This is a genomic window from Rhodococcus sp. ENV425 (assembly GCF_002887785.1).
GTDB lineage: Bacteria > Actinomycetota > Actinomycetes > Mycobacteriales > Mycobacteriaceae > Rhodococcus > Rhodococcus aetherivorans.
This window is the reverse complement of sequence record NZ_PCZU01000227.1, coordinates 10,470-26,991: the sequence shown is the minus strand read 5'-3', so window position 1 is coordinate 26,991 and position 16,522 is coordinate 10,470. Positions and strand designations below refer to the sequence as shown.

Genomic DNA, 16,522 nt, shown 5'->3' with positions numbered 1-16,522 from the left:
GAGGCCCACGTCCCCGCCTGATCCCGCACCGTCCGAAATACGCGGCAGCCCGCCCCCTGGCCGACCAGGGGGCGGGCTGCCGTCGCTCTGCGCCGCACCCGTCCGGTCCGAAGAGGGTCGTGATCGACTGGGATCATGCCCGGATGAGTCACCGACCCCGCGCAAGGAGCAGCAGATGACCTACTTCGAACGGATCGGTCCGGCCGCGTTCCGGCCGACCCACCACGTCAGCGGTGCCTGGAACCCGCAGGAGCAGCACATCGCGCCCGCACTGGGTCTGCTGGTCCACGCCGTGGAATGCGACCGTGACGCACGCCGCGACGACGGACTGGTCGTCGGCCGCCTGTCCTACGACATCCTCGGCACCGTCCCGGTCGACACGGTCGAGACCACCGTCACCGTCCTGCGTCCCGGGCGCACCATCGAGCTCGTCGAGGCCGTCCTCGCCCACGACGGTCGCGCCGTCGTACGGCTGCGGGCCTGGCTCATGCAATCCCGCCCCACCCCCGCGCTGGAGGCGACGTCGCTGCCGCGGATCGACCCGCCCGACGCCATGGCTCCCTGGGACGCCTCGACGGTGTGGCCGGGCGGGTTCATCGCCTCCACCGAGATCCGCCGCATCCAGCTCGAGCCCGGCCGGGCGGCGTACTGGGTGCGCACGCCGCTGCCCCTCGTGCTCGACGAGAAGGTCAGCGCGCTGGCCGGTGCCGCGGGACTGTTCGACATCGCCAACGGCATGACCGTGCGCGTGTCCCCGAAAGACGTCGCCTTCCCCAACGTCGACCTCACCGCCCACCTGTTCACCGAACCCCGGGGCGACTGGCTCGGCTTCGACACCACCGTCTCGTTCGGTCCCGACGGCCTGGGGCTGACCAGCAGCGTCCTCCACGACACGCACGGCCCCGTCGGCACCGTGTCCCAGATCCTCACCGTCCGCCCCAACTGACGGCGAGAGCTGTCGCACCCGTGGGGCGAACTCGCCTCACGGTGTCCGCGACGGGCCCGTCCGGGCGCCGACATAGGCCGCGAGGTGCTCGCCGGTGAGGGTGGAGCGGGTGGTGACGAGGTCGGCGGGTGTGCCCTCGAAGACGATCCGGCCACCGTCGTGGCCGGCGCCGGGGCCGAGGTCGATGATCCAGTCGGCGTGCGCCATGACCGCCTGGTGGTGCTCGATGACGATGACGGACTTGCCGGAGTCGACGAGCCTGTCGAGCAGGCCGAGCAGTTGCTCGACGTCGGCGAGGTGGAGGCCGGTTGTCGGTTCGTCGAGGACGTAGACGCCGCCCTTCTCGGCCATCCGGGTGGCCAGCTTGAGTCGCTGCCGCTCACCGCCGGACAACGTGGTGAGCGGCTGGCCGAGGGTGACGTAGCCGAGCCCGACGTCGGCGAGCCGCTGCAGAATCTTGTGGGCCGCCGGGATCCGCGCCTCGCCGGCGCCGAAGAACTCCTCGGCCTCGGCCACCGGCATCGCGAGCACGTCGGCGATGCTCCGGCCGCCGAACGTGTACTCCAGCACCTCGGCCTGGAACCGCCTCCCCTCGCAGTCCTCGCAGGTGGATTCGACGGTGGCCATGACGCCCAGGTCGGTGTAGATGACTCCGGCGCCGTTGCAGGCGGGGCACGCGCCCTCGGAGTTGGCGCTGAACAACGCCGGCTTCACGCCGTTGGTCTTCGCGAACGCCTTCCGGATCGGGTCGAGCAGTCCGGTGTACGTCGCCGGGTTGCTCCGCCGCGAGCCCTTGATCGCCCCCTGGTCGACCGACACCACTCCGTCGCGCCCGGACACCGAACCGTCGATCAGCGAGCTCTTGCCCGAGCCCGCCACCCCGGTGAGGACGACCAGCACGCCGAGCGGAATGTCCACGTCGACGTCCTGCAGGTTGTGGGTGCCGGCGCCGCGCACTTCCAGCACACCCGACGGTGTCCGCACCGAGGGCTTCACCGACGCGCGGTCGTCCAGGTGCCGCCCGGTGAGCGTGCCACTGGCACGCAGCCCCTCGACGGTGCCCTCGAACACCACCTCGCCGCCCTCGGTGCCGGCGCGCGGTCCGAGGTCGACGACGTGGTCGGCGATCGCGATCGCCTCCGGCTTGTGCTCGACGACGAGCACCGTGTTGCCCTTGTCGCGCAGCTGCAGCAGCAGGTCGTTCATACGCGCGATGTCGTGCGGGTGCAGGCCGATGGTGGGTTCGTCGAACACGTACGTGACGTCGGTGAGCGAGGAACCGAGGTGGCGGATCATCTTGGTGCGCTGTGCCTCTCCCCCGGAGAGGGTGCCCGCCGGCCGGTCGAGTGAGAGGTACCCCAACCCGATCTCGGCGAACGAGTCGAGAAGGTGTTGCAGCCCGGTGAGCAGCGGGGCCACCGACGGTTCGTCGAGGCTCCGGACCCAGACGGCCAGGTCGCTGATCTGCATCGAGCAGACGTCGGCGATGTTCTTTCCCTTGATCTTCGACGACCGGGCCTCCTTGCCGAGCCGGGTGCCGTCGCACTCGGGGCAGGTGGAGAAGGTCACGGCCCGTTCCACGAACGCCCGGATATGCGGCTGCAGTGCGTCGACGTCCTTGGACAGCATCGACTTCTGGATCTTCGGGATCAGCCCCTCGTACGTCAGGTTGATCCCTTCGACCTTGATCTTGGTCGGCTCCTTGTACAGCAGGTCGTGCAGTTCCTTCCTGGTGTACTTGCGGATCGGTTTGTCCGGGTCGAAGAAGCCGCAGCCCCGGTAGATCCGGCCGTACCAGCCGTCCATGCTGTAACCGGGGATCGTGAGCGCACCCTCGTTGAGCGACAGACCGTCGTCGTACAACGCGGACAGGTCGAAGTCGGTGACCGCGCCCATCCCCTCACAGCGCGGACACATGCCGCCGAGCCGGGTGAAGGTCGCCCTCTCGGTCTTCGTCTTGCCGGCGCCGCGTTCGACCGTGATCGCACCGCTGGCCTTCACCGAGGGGACGTTGAACGAGTACGCGTTGGGCGAGCCGATGTGCGGCTGCCCCAGCCGGCTGAAGAGGATGCGCAGCATCGCGTTTGCGTCGGTGGCGGTGCCGACGGTGGAGCGGGGGTTCGAGCCCATCCGCTCCTGGTCGACGATGATCGCGGTCGTCAATCCTTCGAGGACGTCGACCTCGGGCCGCGCCAGCGTCGGCATGAAACCCTGCACGAAGGCGCTGTAGGTCTCGTTGATCATCCGCTGCGACTCCGCGGCGATGGTGCCGAACACCAGAGAGCTCTTGCCCGAACCGGAGACGCCGGTGAACACCGTCAGCCGGCGCTTCGGGATCTCGACGCTGATGTCCTTGAGGTTGTTCACGCGCGCACCGTGCACGCGGATCAGATCGTGACTGTCCGCAACGTGCGGCGCAGACGACCGCGTGTCCGTCCTCGTGGCCATGCTCATGGTGTCTCCATCTGCCGGGAAGGGAAAGCTCGAGTCAATGGTGACGTCCATGGCGGTCAGGCTAGGTGCGGCTCGGTGACTCCCGCTTCTCGATTCCTGATCGGTCTGGTCACCGTCTTCGCGACGCACGACGGCATCCCCGCCGCCGTGCGCGCGGCCTGACGCCGATAGACGCTGGGGGGCACACCGACCAATTCGGTGAAGCGAGTGCTGAAGGTCCCCAGCGACGCGCAGCCGACCGCGAAACACACCTCGGTGACGCTGAGATCGCCGCGACGCAACAGCGCCATCGCGCGTTCGATGCGCCGCGTCATCAGGTACGCGTACGGCGACTCCCCGTACGCGGCCCGGAACTGGCGGCTGAGGTGCCCGGCCGACATGTGCACGCCACGGGCGAGCGCCTCGACGTCCAGCGGCTGCGCGTACTCCCGATCGATCCGGTCACGGACGCGGCGCAGCCGCGCGAGGTCACGCAGGTGCTGCGCGTCAGCGGGTCTGCTGGTCACCCACGCGATCGTGCCACGTCGCAGCGGAGTTGCCCAGCGCTGCCGACCGCCCCCCCCACGAGGCCGGATCGATCAGGAATCGAGAAGCGCGGGACACGGAGCCGCTCCTAACCTGCTCGTCATGGATATCACCATTCACACGAGCTTCCTGCCGCACGACGACCCGGACGCGTCGCTCGCCTTCTACCGCGACGTCCTCGGCTTCGAGGTCCGCAGCGACGTGGGGCAGGGCAGGATGCGCTGGATCACGGTCGGCCCGGCCGGTCAGCCCGACACGTCCCTCCTCCTGGCGCCGCCGGCCGCCGACCCGGGCATCACCGACGACGAGCGCCGCACCATCGCCGAGATGATGGCGAAGGGCACCTACGGCTGGATCCTGCTGGCCACCCGGGACCTCGACGCCACATTCGAAAAGGTGCAGGCCGGCGACACCGAGGTCGTCCAGGAGCCGACCGAACAGCCGTACGGCATCCGCGACTGCGCCTTCCGCGACCCCGCGGGCAACATGGTCCGCATCCAGGAGCTTCGCTGAGACGTACGGGCGTCGATGCGGCCGTGCCGGCCGGCACGGCGACCACCGGCAACAAGGGCGGCAGCGCACCGTCGCAGAGGTGCCCGCCCTGCCGACGGCCCACCAGGGCCGCGCGGAAGACGGAGAGGGGAGTGCTCTCATGTGTCGGCCCGAATGGCGGCGTGCACGCGCCGACGCGCAGCGCCGGACCGATCTCGCGCGGCTGCGCCGCGTTCGCGACCGGATCGATCGGGAGTACGCGCAGCCGCTGGACGTCGAGGCGCTCGCCCGTGGCGTGCACATGTCGGCCGGGCACCTCAGCCGCCAGTTCCGGGCCGCGTACGGGGAGTCGCCGTACGCGTACCTGATGACGCGGCGCATCGAACGCGCGATGGCGCTGTTGCGTCGCGGCGATCTCAGCGTCACCGAGGTGTGTTTCGCGGTCGGCTGCGCGTCGCTGGGCACGTTCACCACCCGCTTCACCGAGCTGGTCGGCATGCCGCCCGGCGTCTTCCGGCGCCTGGCGGCGGATGTTGCGTCCGGCCATGACGATGCTGCGGGTACGGCCCGCGATGCGGGCTCTGCGGTCATGACGGGCGGGATGCCGGCGTGTGTGGCGAAGCAGGTGGCACGACCGGTCAGGAATCGAGAAGCCCCGGCCTGCAAGCAGTCCCTAGCGTGATGGTCATGACAACCACCGCATCCGACACGTCCATCGCATCTGTCACCCTCGAGGTGGCCGACCCCGAGACCGCCCACCGCTTCTACACCGCCTTCGGCGTGGACACGTACCTACGCCTGCGGGCATCCGAGTCGCACTCCACCGGATTCCGTGGCTTCACCCTGGCGCTCACGGTGTCCCGGCCGGCCACCGTCGACAGCTTCCTCGGCGCCGCCGTGGACGCCGGCGCCACGGTGCTCAGGCCCGCCGCGAAGTCGCTCTGGGGCTACGGCGGAGTCGTCCAGGCCCCGGACGGGACGATCTGGAAGGTCGCGACCTCGGCGAAGAAGGACACCGGCCCGGCCACCTGTGAGATCGACGAGATCGTCCTGCTGCTCGGTGTGGAGGACGTGAAGGCCAGCAAGCAGTTCTACGTCGGCCGGGGCCTGACCGTGGCCAAGAGCTTCGGCGGCAAGTATGCCCAGTTCACTGCCGGCGAGTCCAGCCCCGTCAAGCTGGCGCTGTACAAGCGTCGCGGCCTGGCCAAGGACCTCGGCGTCCCCGCCGACGGCACCGGCTCGCACCGCATCGTCCTCGGCAGCACGGCCGGCCCCTTCATCGACCCGGACGGATTCGCCTGGGAGGCTGCCACATCGCTCACCCCCGCGCCGCCCGCGGTGCCTGCACAGTCCTGACCTGCCTCATCCCTGTTGTGAGAGGAAACCTGCCATGCAGCAACCGAAGTCGTCCACCGAGAACTCCGGCGCGAGCACCGAGCAGTACCACGGATTCACCGCCGAGGAGCGGGCCGCGATGAAGGAGCACGCGCAGGAGCAGAAGAAGGCGGCGGCGCGGCGCGGTTCGCGGGCGGAGAAGGAGGCGGCAGCGGAGCGGGACGTGCTCGCGAAGATCGCCGAGATGCCGGAAGCGGACCGGGTCCTCGCCGAGCGGATCCACGACATCATCAAGACCGCCGCTCCGGACCTCGCGCCGAAGCTCTGGTACGGGATGCCCGCGTACGCCAGAAACGGCAAGGTCCTCTGCCACTTCCAGAGCGCGCAGAAGTTCGGGTCGAGGTATGCCACGCTCGGCTTCAGCGACGAGGCGGCGCTCGACGACGGCGCCATGTGGCCGATCGCCTACGCCCTGAAGGAGCTGACCGCAGCCCAAGAACAGCGCATCAGCGCGCTCGTGAGGAAGGCCGTGGGCTGAGGCCGTCGGTGCCGGCGTTGCGTTGAACCCGATCGAGCCGAGCCGACGACCGTGACGAGGCGGACCGGGGTCAGGCGTTGCCGGGCCCGGCGGTGGCCGGTTCCACGTGGATGAAGGTCTCGGTGTGCGGCAGCACCGCGTCGATGGCCGCCTCGATGCGGTCGGCCATGTCGTGGGCGGTCCGCACGGTCCAGTCGCCCGGAACGGTCACGACGACGAACACCTGGCGTTGCCGGCCCGATTCGACGGTGCGCAGCGGCGCGAACTCGACCGGGCACTCGGCGCGGAACCGGTCCAGCACGGCGTTGACCTGGTCCTGTTCGTGCTGGGGGAGGGCGGCGCTGAGCAGGCCGCTGACCGAGCCGCGAAGCAGCCGGTATCCGGTCCACAGGATGTTGACACCCACGACGAGGGCCACGATCGGATCCAGGGGTTCCCAGCCGGTGACGGTGACCAGCACGATGCCGACGATCACTCCGGCGGAGGTCCACACGTCGGTCAACAGGTGCTTGCCGTCCGCGACGAGCGTGATCGAGCGGTGCGTGCGACCCACGCGCTGCAGGGTGATCCCGACGGCCAGGTTGATCAGGGAGGCGACGGTCGTCAGGGCCAGCCCGAGCCCGGGCTGGACGAGCGGAATCGGACTGATCAGGCGTTCGATCGCGGTCCAGACGATCGCGGTGGCCGCGACGAAGATCATCGCACCCTCGACCAGGGCGGAGACGTACTCGGCCTTGCCGTGACCGAAGTGGTGGCTGGCGTCCGGGGGCCGGGCCGCCACCCGCAGTGCGATCAGCGCCACCACTGCGGCGACGAGGTTGACCCCGGATTCGAGGGCGTCGGAGAGGAACCCGACCGAGCCGGTTGCCCACGCGGCGCTCGCCTTGAGGACGATGGTGACCACGGCGGCGGCCAGCGAGAGCAGCATGAAGCGGAACAGCAGCCGATCCTGCCGCTGCCGCGATTCGGGCGTCGACGTCGTCCCCATCCGGCTCCTCCCGGTCCGTCGGTCTCCTCGGTCGCGGAGCGCGCGGTCGGCGCAGAACGCGCCCGGGCAGGTGTTCCCACTTCGGGGCGCGGGAACACCTGCGTCGGGTCGGACGGTGCGTCAGGCGGCCGTCGTGGCGTCGAGCAGCGCCTGACGCTGGTTGGCGCCGAGGCCTCCGATGCGGCGGGTGTCCGGGATCGACAGCTGCTCGAGGAGCTTGGCGGCCTTGACCGCGCCGACGCCGGGCAGCGCCTTGATCAGGGCCGAGACCTTCGTCTTCTTCACGACCTCGTCGGTCTCCGCCTTGTCGAGCACGGCCGAGACGTCGAGCTCTCCGGCCTTGACGGCGGCGAGCAGCTCGCTGCGGGCCTTGCGCACTTCGGCGGCCTTGGCGAGTGCGGCGGTGCGCTGTTCGTCGGTGAGAACGGGTGCTGGCATGACGGCCCCCTGTGTTGTCCGATGGTGAGCGGCCCCGGGCGAGGCTGCCGCGGCTGATGCTGCCAGGTCGGACCGACAATTCGTCGTTCCGGCACGCGGGGACGGCAGATCCGCGGGGTTCGCGGTGCGGATCCGGCCGATCCCGGCCCGTGCCCTGCGACTACGCTGTCACCGGTTCACGACCGGCGGGACGGAGTTGACGATGTGCGCGGCGAAGGCGGCTACGGTCGGGACCGGCAACGGCCGGCAGGCGATCCTCGACTCGGCGATGCGGAACATGAACGAGCGCGGGTACCACGGCACCTCGATGCGCGACATCGCCCGGGACGCCGACATCACCGTCGCCTCGATCTACCACCACTTCAAGTCCAAGCAGGAGATCCTGCAGGACATCATGACCCGGGCGCTGCACGATGCGATCGCCATGACCCGCGGGGCGTTGCTGCGGGCGGGGGGTTCGCCGGACGCGCAGCTGCAGGCGCTGGTGCGCGCGTGGGTCATGTTCCACACCACCCGGCAGCTCGATGCGCTGGTCGGTGCGACGGAGCTGCGCAGCCTGAACGAGGCCGGTCGCCGGCTCGTCGTCGCGCTGCGTGACGAACAGGAGGGTCTGTTCCGCGACGTCGTCGAGCGGGGCGTCGAGGAGGGGGCCTTCGAGGTGGAGTTCCCGCGCGATGCGGTGCGCGGAATCATCAACATGGGCCAGTCGGTGTGCGCCTGGTGGCGGTCCGACGGGCCGCTGCGGCCGGAGGAGCTCGCGGACCGCTACGCGGATCTGGCCCTGGCGATGGTGCAGCACCGTCCCCGTCACGGCGGCCTCTCTGATTCCTAACGATTGATCGGCTGCCGCCTCTTCGGTGCTGCAGCATTTTCCTCCCGCATCGGCATTATCGCAGATGAATCCCCGTACGTCGGTGACCGTGTTGACACCGAACGCTCGTTCGGCGACTCTGTAGGTCATCCGAACGATCGTTTGGCCGACAGGCCGACGCAGGAAGGAATCCGCGATGACTGCATCGCCTGCGGGCGCCGTCGCCGACCTCGATCTCGACGCGCTGACCGTCCACCTGCAGCGCGTACTCGGCGGTGAGGTCACCGGCGCGCTCACCGCCTCCCTCATCGGCGGTGGCCGCTCCAACCCCACCTACCGGCTCGCCGACGACGAGCACGCATGGGTGCTGCGCCGACCGCCGTACGGGCACGTGCTGCCCAGCGCGCACGACATGCGGCGCGAGTTCACCGTCATCAACGCCCTCGGTGGCACGTCCGTCCCCGTGCCCCGCGCGGTGCACCTGTGCGAGGACGAGAGCATCCTCGGCGCGAAGTTCTATCTGATGGAACTCGTCGACGGCGTGGCCGTCGGTACCGTCGAACAGGCCTCGGCCCTCACCGCCGACGAGCGTCGCCGCCTCGGGTTCTCGCTCGCCGACACCCTGGCCGCGCTGCACGACATCGACCCCGACGCCGTCGGGCTCGGCAGCTTCGGCCGTCCGGACGGCTACCTCGAGCGCCAGCTCGGCCGGTGGGCGAAGCAGTGGGAGGCCTCTCGCCGCGTCGACCGGCCCGAGGTGGCGGTGCTGCTCGACAAGCTCCGTCGCGCGCTGCCGCAGACCCGCCACCCCGGGATCGTCCACGGCGACGTCAAGCTCGACAACGTCCTCGCCGCGCCGCAGGATCGCGGACGCATCGCCGCCGTGCTCGACTGGGAGATGGCCACCCTCGGCGACACCCTCGCCGACGTGGGAATCATGCTGAGCTTCTGGGATGTTCCCGGTGCGGCATACAACCCCATCACCCGCGGCCTCGCCACCCTCGACGGATTCCCCACCCGCACGGAGCTGCTCGAGCGCTACGCCGCCGCGCGCGGAATCGATCTCGCCGACATCGACTGGTACACCGTCTTCGCCGACTTCAAGATCGCCGTCATCCTCGAGGGCATCGGTGCCCGCCACGACCGGGGCGAGACGGTGGGGGAGGGCTTCGACGGCATCGCCGACATGGTCGGGCCGTTGCTCCGGCGCGCCCTCGATCTCGCTGCCACCTCGGCCCTTCCCGAACTGCGCCGCTAGGCGATCACTCCCTCAGAATCGGAGCAACAATGGATTTCGAATACAGCCCCAAGGTCCGCGAACTGCAGGACCGGCTCACCGGCTTCCTGCAGGAACGCATCCTGCCGGCCGAGCCGATCGCCGCGCAGCAGCTCGCGAGCAAGCCCGACTACTGGGGTGCCCCGCCGATCATGGCCGACCTCAAGGCTTCCGCCAAGCGGCAGGGGCTGTGGAACCTCTTCCTCCCCGAGGCGGGCGGGGCCGGCCTGACCAATCTCGAATACGCCCCGCTGGCCGAATTGACCGGATGGAGCCCGCATCTCGCCCCGGAGGCGCTCAACTGCGCCGCGCCGGACACCGGGAACATGGAGCTGCTCGCCCGCTACGGCACCGACGCCCAGAAGCAGCAGTGGCTCGGCCCCCTGCTGGAAGGTGAGATCCGGTCCTGCTTCTCGATGACCGAACCCGACGTCGCCAGCTCGGACGCGAGCAACGTCCGCCTCGAGATCGCCGACGACGGCGACGAGTGGGTGCTCACCGGACGCAAATGGTGGTCCACCGCCGCACTGCGGGAGGACTGCCGCGTCGCGATGGTCATGGGGGTCACCGATCCCGGCGCTCCGGCCGGATCCCGGCACTCCATCGTGCTGGTCCCGATGGAGACGCCGGGCCTGGACATCGTCCGCTCCACGTCCGTGCTCGGGTTCGACGACCGGCACGAGGGCGGGCACGGCGAGATCGTCTTCGACCGGGTGCGGGTGCCCAAGGCGAACCTGCTCGGCCCGCGCGGCAAGGGTTTCGCCGTCGCGCAGGCCCGCCTGGGCCCGGGCCGGATCCACCACTGCATGCGCCTGATCGGCATGGCCGAACGCGCCGTCGCGCTGATGACGGAGCGGGCGCGCACCCGCGTCGCATTCGGCAGGCCGCTGGCCGACGAAGGGGTCGTGCAGGCCACCGTCGCCGACGCACGCATCCAGGTGGATGCGGCCCGCCTGATGGTGCTGCGCGCCGCGTGGCGGATGGATGTCGAGGGCGCCAAGGCCGCCCGGCACGACATCGCCGCCGCCAAGGTCATGGTGCCGCTGACGGTGAAGAAGATCGTCGACGACGCCATCCAGATCTTCGGCGGTGCGGGACTGTCCCAGGACACACCGCTCGCAATGCTGTACTCGCAGGCGCGGTTCCTGCAGATCGCCGACGGCCCCGATCAGGTGCACCGCCGGTCCCTCGCTCGCGCCGAGTTCGCCGCGACTCCGGTGCTGCGCGAGGTCCGCGGATAGGACCACACCGCACCGCGACGACGACGGCAGGGTGAGTGGGGCGGCAGGGGAGACGGCGAGCATCCACGCCGGAGTGTGCTCGTCGTGGCGGGGCCGCTCCTGCGCGCCGTCGACATCCGGATTCGCGACGAGAACGACGGCCGCCCAACACCGGGTGTGCAGGTGCCCCGAGGGATCGCACTCGGTCGGCCACACTCCGGCGTCGATCCGCGCGACTTCGGAACCGGTAGATCCACCACTCGCACCGGCCGGGCGGTGCGCAGCTCGTCGAGCACGCGCCCGCATGGACGAGGCGAGCACACCGGCAGCTAGTGACCTTCGCCGAGTCGCCCGGAGAGCCGGTCGAGGCGTTCGAGGCCGGCGCCGTCGAGGCCGACGATCTCGACGCTCTTACCTTTGTTGGCGTACTTGTGCCGGATCGCGTCGAGGGTGGCCACGGTGGAGGCGTCCCAGATGTCGGCGCCGGTCAGGTCGATGACGACGTTGCGCGGGTCGCCCACGTAGTCGAACTGGTAGATCAGGTCGTTGGAGGAGGCGAAGAACAGCTCGCCGTGCACCTTGTAGACACGGGTGTCGACCTTGCCGTCGTGGTCGGTGTCGGCTTCGGAGACCTTCTCGATGCTGGTCAGGTGGGCGACCCGGCGGGCGAAGAGCACCATCGCGGTGACCACGCCGAGGATCACCCCGATCGCGAGGTTGTGGGTGATCACGGTCGCGGCGACTGTCACCAGCATCACGAGGGTTTCGCTGCGCGGCATCAGCTTCAGGGTGCGCGGGGCGATGCTGTGCCAGTCGAGGGTGGCGACCGACACCATGATCATCACCGCCACGAGGGCGGCCATGGGGATCAGGGCGACGACGTCACCGAGGGCGACGACGAGGATCAGGAGGAACACCCCGGCCAGGAAGGTGGAGATGCGGGTGCGGGCCCCGGAGACCTTGACGTTGATCATGGTCTGGCCGATCATCGCGCAGCCGCCCATGCCGCCGAAGAATCCGGTGACCAGGTTGGCAACCCCCTGGCCCCAGCCCTCACGGGTCTTGTTCGAGTGGGTGTCGGTGATGTCGTCGACCAGTTTGGCGGTCATCAGGGATTCGAGCAGGCCGACCAGGGCCATCGCGAGCGCGTAGGGGGCGATGATCGCGAAGGTCTGCGTGGTCAGCGGCACGTCGGGGAGGAACAGCGCCGGGAGGGACTCGGGCAGCGCACCCTCGTCGCCGACGTTCGGCACGTCCCAGCCGAAGGCGAGCACGGCGGCGGTGAGCACCGCGATCGCCACCAGCGGCGCCGGGACCACGGAAGTGAGCTTGGGGAGGAACACCATCACGCCGAGTCCGACGGCGACCAGCGGGTAGACCAACCACGGGACGTCGATCAGGTGCGGCAGCTGGGCGGTGAAGATCAGGACGGCCAGGGCGTTGACGAAGCCCACCATGACGCTGCGCGGGATGAACCGCATCAGCTTGGCCACTCCGAGGACCGACAGCACCACCTGGAACAGGCCGCCCAGGAGGACGGTGGCGACGAGATAGTCGAAGCCGTGCTCGCGGGCCACCGGCGCGACGACCAACGCGATCGCGGCGGTGGCGGCAGAGATCATCGCCGGCCGGCCACCGACGATGGAGATCGTCACGGCCATGGTGAACGAGGCGAACAGCCCGACCCGCGGGTCGACGCCGGCGATGATCGAGAACGAAATCGCCTCCGGGATCAGTGCCAGGGCCACGACCAGGCCGGCCAGGATCTCGGTCTTCAGGCGTTTCGGGGAGCGCAGGGCGGCGCGCACCGAGAGGACGGGATCGTCGTCCGCCTCGTGGACGGCCGGCGCGTTGCCGGCAGGAGTTGTCCCGGCAGGAGTTGTCACAGTCGTGTCTTCTTTCCATGAGAAGCCGGGGGCGACGCCCCCGCGCGGGCGGGACGGCATCGTCTCGTCCGCGGAACCCGCAGAACTCTACCCTCCGGTGAGGGTAGAGTTCGAATCGAGGGTCGGGCCGCTCGCTACGGTGGAGGCGCGACCGGGAGGAAAGGGTGCGGCTGTGACTATCGATTCGGGGCATATGCAGATCGGGCAGGTGGCTGCGCGCACCGAGCTGTCGATCAAGACCATCCGTCACTACGACGAGGTCGGCCTGGTCACCCCGTCCGCCCGCAGCGCCGGCGGGTTCCGCCTCTACACCGAGGACGACGTGCAGCGCCTGCTGGTGATCCGGCGGATGAAACCGCTCGGGTTCACCCTCGACGAGATGCGCGCGTTGCTCGCCGCTCTCGATCGGATCGCCGCCGCCGCGACCTCCGGGCAGGGGGCCGCCGACGCACGCGGCGTGCTGGCGGAGTTCCATCGGCGGGCCGAGGACAGTTGCGCTCGTCTGCGCACGCAGCTCGCGTACGCGGAAGAACTCACCACCATCCTGGGTGAGCACGCCACCGGAGCCTGACCCTGCCGTCGGCGTCGGCGGTGACTGCGCCGAGGACGGGCACCGGATCCCGCGCCCGCCGGCGACCGCGTCGCCGGCATCGATTTCGATGTGGACGTGACCGCCCGCGGACAGCGGCCCCGACGCGACCGCATCGAACTGAGCTGTCACCGGGATGCCGTGCAGTGGGCGGCCGCCGACACGTTCGGCTGTAGCGGCTACTGCGGGCGCAGTGGAGCGAACTGGAACCGCTGCTGCGGCCGGGACGGCTGCGGGCTGCCGAACCGGCGAGAACGCACCCGCGAACCGACGACGACTCGGCCTGCCGCGTTCGCAACGAGCGGCAGGCCGAGTCGTTTTCGTCGTCGACCGGGTTTCCCGGCCCGGCGTCACACCGGTGTGTCGACGAAGCGCTCCTTCAGCTTGCGCTTGACCAGCTTGCCGGTCGGTGTCCGGGGCATGTCGTCACTGAACACGATCCGGCGCGGGAGCTTGTACTTGGCGAGGCGACCGCGGAGGTGGTCGGCCAGTTCGGCGGCGAGCGCGTCGTCGCCGTCGAAGCCGGGGGCCGGTTGGATCACCGCGGTGACGATCTCGCCCATCTCGGCATCGGGCACCCCGATCACGCCGGCGTCGAGGACCTTGGGATGCTCGACGAGCGCGTTCTCGATCTCCTGCGGGTAGATGTTGACTCCGCCGGAGATGATCATGAACGAATCACGGTCGGTGAGGAACAGATACCCGTCCTCGTCCAGGTAACCGACGTCGCCGGTCGTCGTCCACGCCGGGTGGTGCGGGTGCTGGGCGTCGCGGGTCTTCTCCGGTGCGTTGTGGTACTCGAACGGCAGCAGGTCGCGTTCGAAATAGATCGTGCCGATCTGCCCCGCCGGCAGTTCTTCGCCGTTCTCGCCGCAGATGTGGACGACGCCGAGCGCGGCCCGGCCCACCGTGCCGGGTTTGCGCAGCCATTCCTCCGTGTCGACGAGGGTGAGGCCGTTGAGTTCGGTGGAGGAGTAGTACTCCGACAGGATCGGGCCCCACCACGCGATCATCTGCCGCTTGACCTCGACCGGGCAGGGGGCCGCGGCGTGCACGGCGACCTGCAGGCTGGACACGTCGTAGCGGGAGCGCACGTCCTCCGGCAGTTTGAGCATGCGCACGAACATGGTGGGCACCCACTGGCTGTAGGTGACCCGGTACCGCTCGATGTATTCGAGGGCCTTCTCGGGGTCGAAGCGGCCCATCACGACGACCGTGCCGCCGAGGGCCTGCACCGCGGCGCAGGTGCGCAACGGTGCCGCGTGGTACAGCGGTGCGGGGGACAGGTACACCGTCTCCGGATTTACGCCCCACACCGAGGCGTTCATGGCGGTCATCGTGTCACCGGGTTCGTGAACCTGGCGGTCGGGCAGCGCGGGCTTGATGCCCTTGGGGCGGCCCGTGGTGCCGGACGAGTAGAGCATGTCCGCCCCCCGGGGCTGATCGGCGGGCGCGGCATCCGACGCGGCGGCCGCGGCCGCGTCCAGGTCGGCGTATCCGGGGAGCGTGCCACCGAAGGCGAGCCGGTGTTCGGTGTTCGGCAGCAGAGTGGGAAGCACCCGGGCGATCTCCTCCAGCGCGGCGTCGACGAGCACGGCCTTCGCGCCGCAGTCGTCGACGATGTAGGCGGCCTCGCCGGGAGTGAGATGCCAGTTCACCATCGTGACGTAGAGGCCCGACCGCATTGCCGCCCAGTAGATGTCGAACACCCGGGGAGTGTTGGTGGCGAGCACCGCGACGTGGTCTCCGCGGCGCAGTCCCAGCGTGCGGAGGTGGCGGGCAATGCGGATCGAGTTGGCTTCGAGCTCGGCGAAGGTGACCGTCCGGCCGGTGTCGGCCATGATCACGGCCGGCTTGTGCGCAGTGGTGTCGAGGTAGGCACCGGGATACATGGGGTCTCCAGTGTTCGTTCGGGCGGAGAGTCAGTGGCGCCCGGGAGGGCAGTGGCGCCGACGGGTCAGTGGCGCCGAAGGGGCAGTGGCGCCGGGAGGTCAGGCGCGACGACGGGCGAGGGCCACCAGGCAGGCGAGGGCGAGGACCGAGAGCGCCGCGATGAGCAGCCCCACGCGCCAGAGGTTGGCGACCTCCCCGTTGATCAGCGCGACCATTGCCATGGGCGCCATGCCGCCGAGGATCGCTGCCGCCTGGTACCCCAGGGACGCTCCGGAGTAACGGATCTCCGGGGGGAAGAGTTCGGCGAACAGGGCGGCCTGCGGCCCGGTCTGGAACGACATCACCACGCAGGAGACGATCAGCGCGACGGCCAGCGGCCAGATGTCCTCCGACGAGGACGCCCCGATGAGCAGCCACATCGGCACGGCCCACAGGCCCATGCCGACGATGCCGATGCCGTAGATCAGCTTGCGGCCGTAGCGGTCCGACAGGTAGGCGGTCAGCGGCACCATCGGCACGAGTACGCCCGCGGCGATCAGGATGATCGCCAGCACGTCCGAACGGGTGATGCCGAGGTTGGTCGTGGCCACCTGCACCGAGCCGGTGATGGTGATGTAGAACATCACGATGCCGACGAGATAGGTGCCGCCGGCCATGAGCACGGTGCTGCTGTTGTGCCGGAGGACTTCGAGGACCGGGGAACGCCGCTGGGCCGGCGCGGCCGCGAGCTTGGCCTCCACCTGCTGGAACTCGGGGGTCTCCTCGAGGTAGCGGTGGATGGCGAAGGCGACGAACAGCATGAACAGGCTGATCCAGAACGGCACGCGCCAGCCCCACGAGGTGAACGCCTCGGGCGAGACCGCCCACGCCACCGCCAGGAAGACCGCGTTGCCCATCACCACGCCGATCGGGATGCCGAGCTGGGCGAAGCTTCCGTAGAAGCCGCGGCGATGGGCCGGGGCGTACTCGGTGGCCAGCAGGACCGCGCCGCCCCACTGCGCCCCGACCGCCAGTCCCTGGCAGATGCGCAGCAGGACGAGCATCGCGGGGGCGAGCCAGGTGATCGACGTGTTCGGCACGAAGCCGATCAGGGTGGTCGCGACACCCATGAGCAGGATGGCGGTCACGAGT

At 69.8% G+C, this 16,522-nt stretch carries 16 protein-coding genes; 9 read left to right on the top strand and 7 right to left on the bottom strand.

The genetic code is table 11. The annotated features are described in order from the left end of the window. Positions 1–175: 175 nt before the first annotated feature. Positions 176–946 carry a thioesterase family protein gene (locus tag CQZ88_RS19750; RefSeq protein ID WP_006935447.1) on the top strand — a complete coding sequence of 257 codons (771 nt, stop codon included), beginning with the start codon at positions 176–178 and terminating at the stop codon, positions 944–946. 36 nt (positions 947–982) lie between these two features. On the opposite strand, the gene CQZ88_RS19745 is transcribed toward CQZ88_RS19750, so the two are convergent. Then, a complete protein-coding gene (locus tag CQZ88_RS19745) occupies positions 983–3,400 on the bottom strand; it encodes an ATP-binding cassette domain-containing protein (protein ID WP_374703831.1) in 2,418 nt (805 codons plus the stop codon). Positions 3,401–3,456: 56 nt separating this feature from the next. Beyond that, positions 3,457–3,906, bottom strand: a complete 450-nt coding sequence (locus tag CQZ88_RS19740) for a helix-turn-helix transcriptional regulator (RefSeq protein WP_029546973.1) — start codon at positions 3,904–3,906, stop codon at positions 3,457–3,459. A gap of 121 nt (positions 3,907–4,027) precedes the next feature. On the opposite strand from CQZ88_RS19740, the gene CQZ88_RS19735 reads away from it, so the two are divergent. From CQZ88_RS19735 to CQZ88_RS19720, 4 genes are all read left to right on the top strand, one after another. After that, positions 4,028–4,438, top strand: a complete 411-nt coding sequence (locus CQZ88_RS19735; protein WP_029546974.1) for a VOC family protein — start codon at positions 4,028–4,030, stop codon at positions 4,436–4,438. Between the two features lie 139 nt (positions 4,439–4,577). After that, positions 4,578–5,099, top strand: a complete 522-nt coding sequence (locus CQZ88_RS19730; protein ID WP_102800187.1) for a helix-turn-helix transcriptional regulator — start codon at positions 4,578–4,580, stop codon at positions 5,097–5,099. Positions 5,100–5,104: 5 nt separating this feature from the next. Then, complete coding sequence (locus CQZ88_RS19725) at positions 5,105–5,773, top strand: glyoxalase (RefSeq protein WP_029546976.1); 669 nt, start codon at positions 5,105–5,107, stop codon at positions 5,771–5,773. 34 nt (positions 5,774–5,807) lie between these two features. After that, positions 5,808–6,290, top strand: a complete 483-nt coding sequence (locus CQZ88_RS19720; RefSeq protein WP_006944563.1) for an iron chaperone — start codon at positions 5,808–5,810, stop codon at positions 6,288–6,290. Between the two features lie 70 nt (positions 6,291–6,360). Here the strand turns inward: CQZ88_RS19720 and CQZ88_RS19715 are convergent, their stop codons facing one another. After that, entirely contained in the window at positions 6,361–7,278 is a 918-nt protein-coding gene (locus CQZ88_RS19715; RefSeq protein ID WP_006944562.1) for a cation diffusion facilitator family transporter, read from the bottom strand. Positions 7,279–7,398: 120 nt separating this feature from the next. Then, a complete protein-coding gene (gene mihF, locus CQZ88_RS19710; RefSeq protein WP_006944561.1) occupies positions 7,399–7,716 on the bottom strand; it encodes an integration host factor, actinobacterial type in 318 nt (105 codons plus the stop codon). 202 nt (positions 7,717–7,918) lie between these two features. Here mihF and CQZ88_RS19705 point away from each other — a divergent pair, with 202 nt between their 5' ends. From CQZ88_RS19705 to CQZ88_RS19695, 3 genes are all read left to right on the top strand, one after another. After that, positions 7,919–8,548 (top strand): TetR/AcrR family transcriptional regulator, encoded by a 630-nt coding sequence (locus CQZ88_RS19705; RefSeq protein WP_044476384.1) that lies wholly within the window; start codon positions 7,919–7,921, stop codon positions 8,546–8,548. Between the two features lie 175 nt (positions 8,549–8,723). After that, positions 8,724–9,785 (top strand): phosphotransferase family protein, encoded by a 1,062-nt coding sequence (locus tag CQZ88_RS19700; protein ID WP_029546980.1) that lies wholly within the window; start codon positions 8,724–8,726, stop codon positions 9,783–9,785. Positions 9,786–9,814: 29 nt separating this feature from the next. Beyond that, positions 9,815–11,044, top strand: coding sequence for an acyl-CoA dehydrogenase family protein (locus CQZ88_RS19695; RefSeq protein WP_006944558.1), 1,230 nt, complete (start codon positions 9,815–9,817; stop codon positions 11,042–11,044). 308 nt (positions 11,045–11,352) lie between these two features. Here the strand turns inward: CQZ88_RS19695 and CQZ88_RS19685 are convergent, their stop codons facing one another. After that, positions 11,353–12,969 carry a SulP family inorganic anion transporter gene (locus CQZ88_RS19685; protein WP_006944556.1) on the bottom strand — a complete coding sequence of 539 codons (1,617 nt, stop codon included), beginning with the start codon at positions 12,967–12,969 and terminating at the stop codon, positions 11,353–11,355. 133 nt (positions 12,970–13,102) lie between these two features. Between CQZ88_RS19685 and CQZ88_RS19680 the strand changes: the two genes are divergently transcribed. Further along, on the top strand, positions 13,103–13,480 hold the full coding sequence (locus tag CQZ88_RS19680) for a MerR family transcriptional regulator (protein WP_006944555.1): 378 nt from the start codon (positions 13,103–13,105) through the stop codon (positions 13,478–13,480). A 368-nt stretch (positions 13,481–13,848) separates the two neighbouring features. Here CQZ88_RS19680 and CQZ88_RS19675 read toward each other — a convergent pair whose 3' ends face one another. Next, the gene (locus tag CQZ88_RS19675; protein WP_102800185.1) at positions 13,849–15,390 is read right to left on the bottom strand and encodes an acyl-CoA synthetase; all 1,542 of its coding nucleotides are present in this window, start codon (positions 15,388–15,390) and stop codon (positions 13,849–13,851) included. A gap of 99 nt (positions 15,391–15,489) precedes the next feature. Beyond that, positions 15,490–16,522: MFS transporter (locus CQZ88_RS19670; RefSeq protein WP_258008692.1), on the bottom strand; the 1,033-nt coding region annotated here is incomplete at its 5' end.

Excerpts from the sequence above, each read along its gene's own strand:
- CQZ88_RS19715 (WP_006944562.1), bottom strand. The coding sequence starts at position 7,278 with ATGGGGACGACGTCGACGCCCGAATCGCGGCAGCGGCAGGATCGGCTG.
- CQZ88_RS19730 (WP_102800187.1), top strand. The coding sequence starts at position 4,578 with ATGTGTCGGCCCGAATGGCGGCGTGCACGCGCCGACGCGCAGCGCCGG.
- CQZ88_RS19685 (WP_006944556.1), bottom strand. The coding sequence starts at position 12,969 with ATGCCGTCCCGCCCGCGCGGGGGCGTCGCCCCCGGCTTCTCATGGAAA.
- CQZ88_RS19745 (WP_374703831.1), bottom strand. The coding sequence starts at position 3,400 with ATGAGCATGGCCACGAGGACGGACACGCGGTCGTCTGCGCCGCACGTT.
- CQZ88_RS19720 (WP_006944563.1), top strand. The coding sequence starts at position 5,808 with ATGCAGCAACCGAAGTCGTCCACCGAGAACTCCGGCGCGAGCACCGAG.
- CQZ88_RS19750 (WP_006935447.1), top strand. The coding sequence starts at position 176 with ATGACCTACTTCGAACGGATCGGTCCGGCCGCGTTCCGGCCGACCCAC.
- mihF (WP_006944561.1), bottom strand. The coding sequence starts at position 7,716 with ATGCCAGCACCCGTTCTCACCGACGAACAGCGCACCGCCGCACTCGCC.
- CQZ88_RS19705 (WP_044476384.1), top strand. The coding sequence starts at position 7,919 with ATGTGCGCGGCGAAGGCGGCTACGGTCGGGACCGGCAACGGCCGGCAG.
- CQZ88_RS19695 (WP_006944558.1), top strand. The coding sequence starts at position 9,815 with ATGGATTTCGAATACAGCCCCAAGGTCCGCGAACTGCAGGACCGGCTC.
- CQZ88_RS19735 (WP_029546974.1), top strand. The coding sequence starts at position 4,028 with ATGGATATCACCATTCACACGAGCTTCCTGCCGCACGACGACCCGGAC.
- CQZ88_RS19725 (WP_029546976.1), top strand. The coding sequence starts at position 5,105 with ATGACAACCACCGCATCCGACACGTCCATCGCATCTGTCACCCTCGAG.
- CQZ88_RS19680 (WP_006944555.1), top strand. The coding sequence starts at position 13,103 with ATGCAGATCGGGCAGGTGGCTGCGCGCACCGAGCTGTCGATCAAGACC.
- CQZ88_RS19700 (WP_029546980.1), top strand. The coding sequence starts at position 8,724 with ATGACTGCATCGCCTGCGGGCGCCGTCGCCGACCTCGATCTCGACGCG.
- CQZ88_RS19675 (WP_102800185.1), bottom strand. The coding sequence starts at position 15,390 with ATGTATCCCGGTGCCTACCTCGACACCACTGCGCACAAGCCGGCCGTG.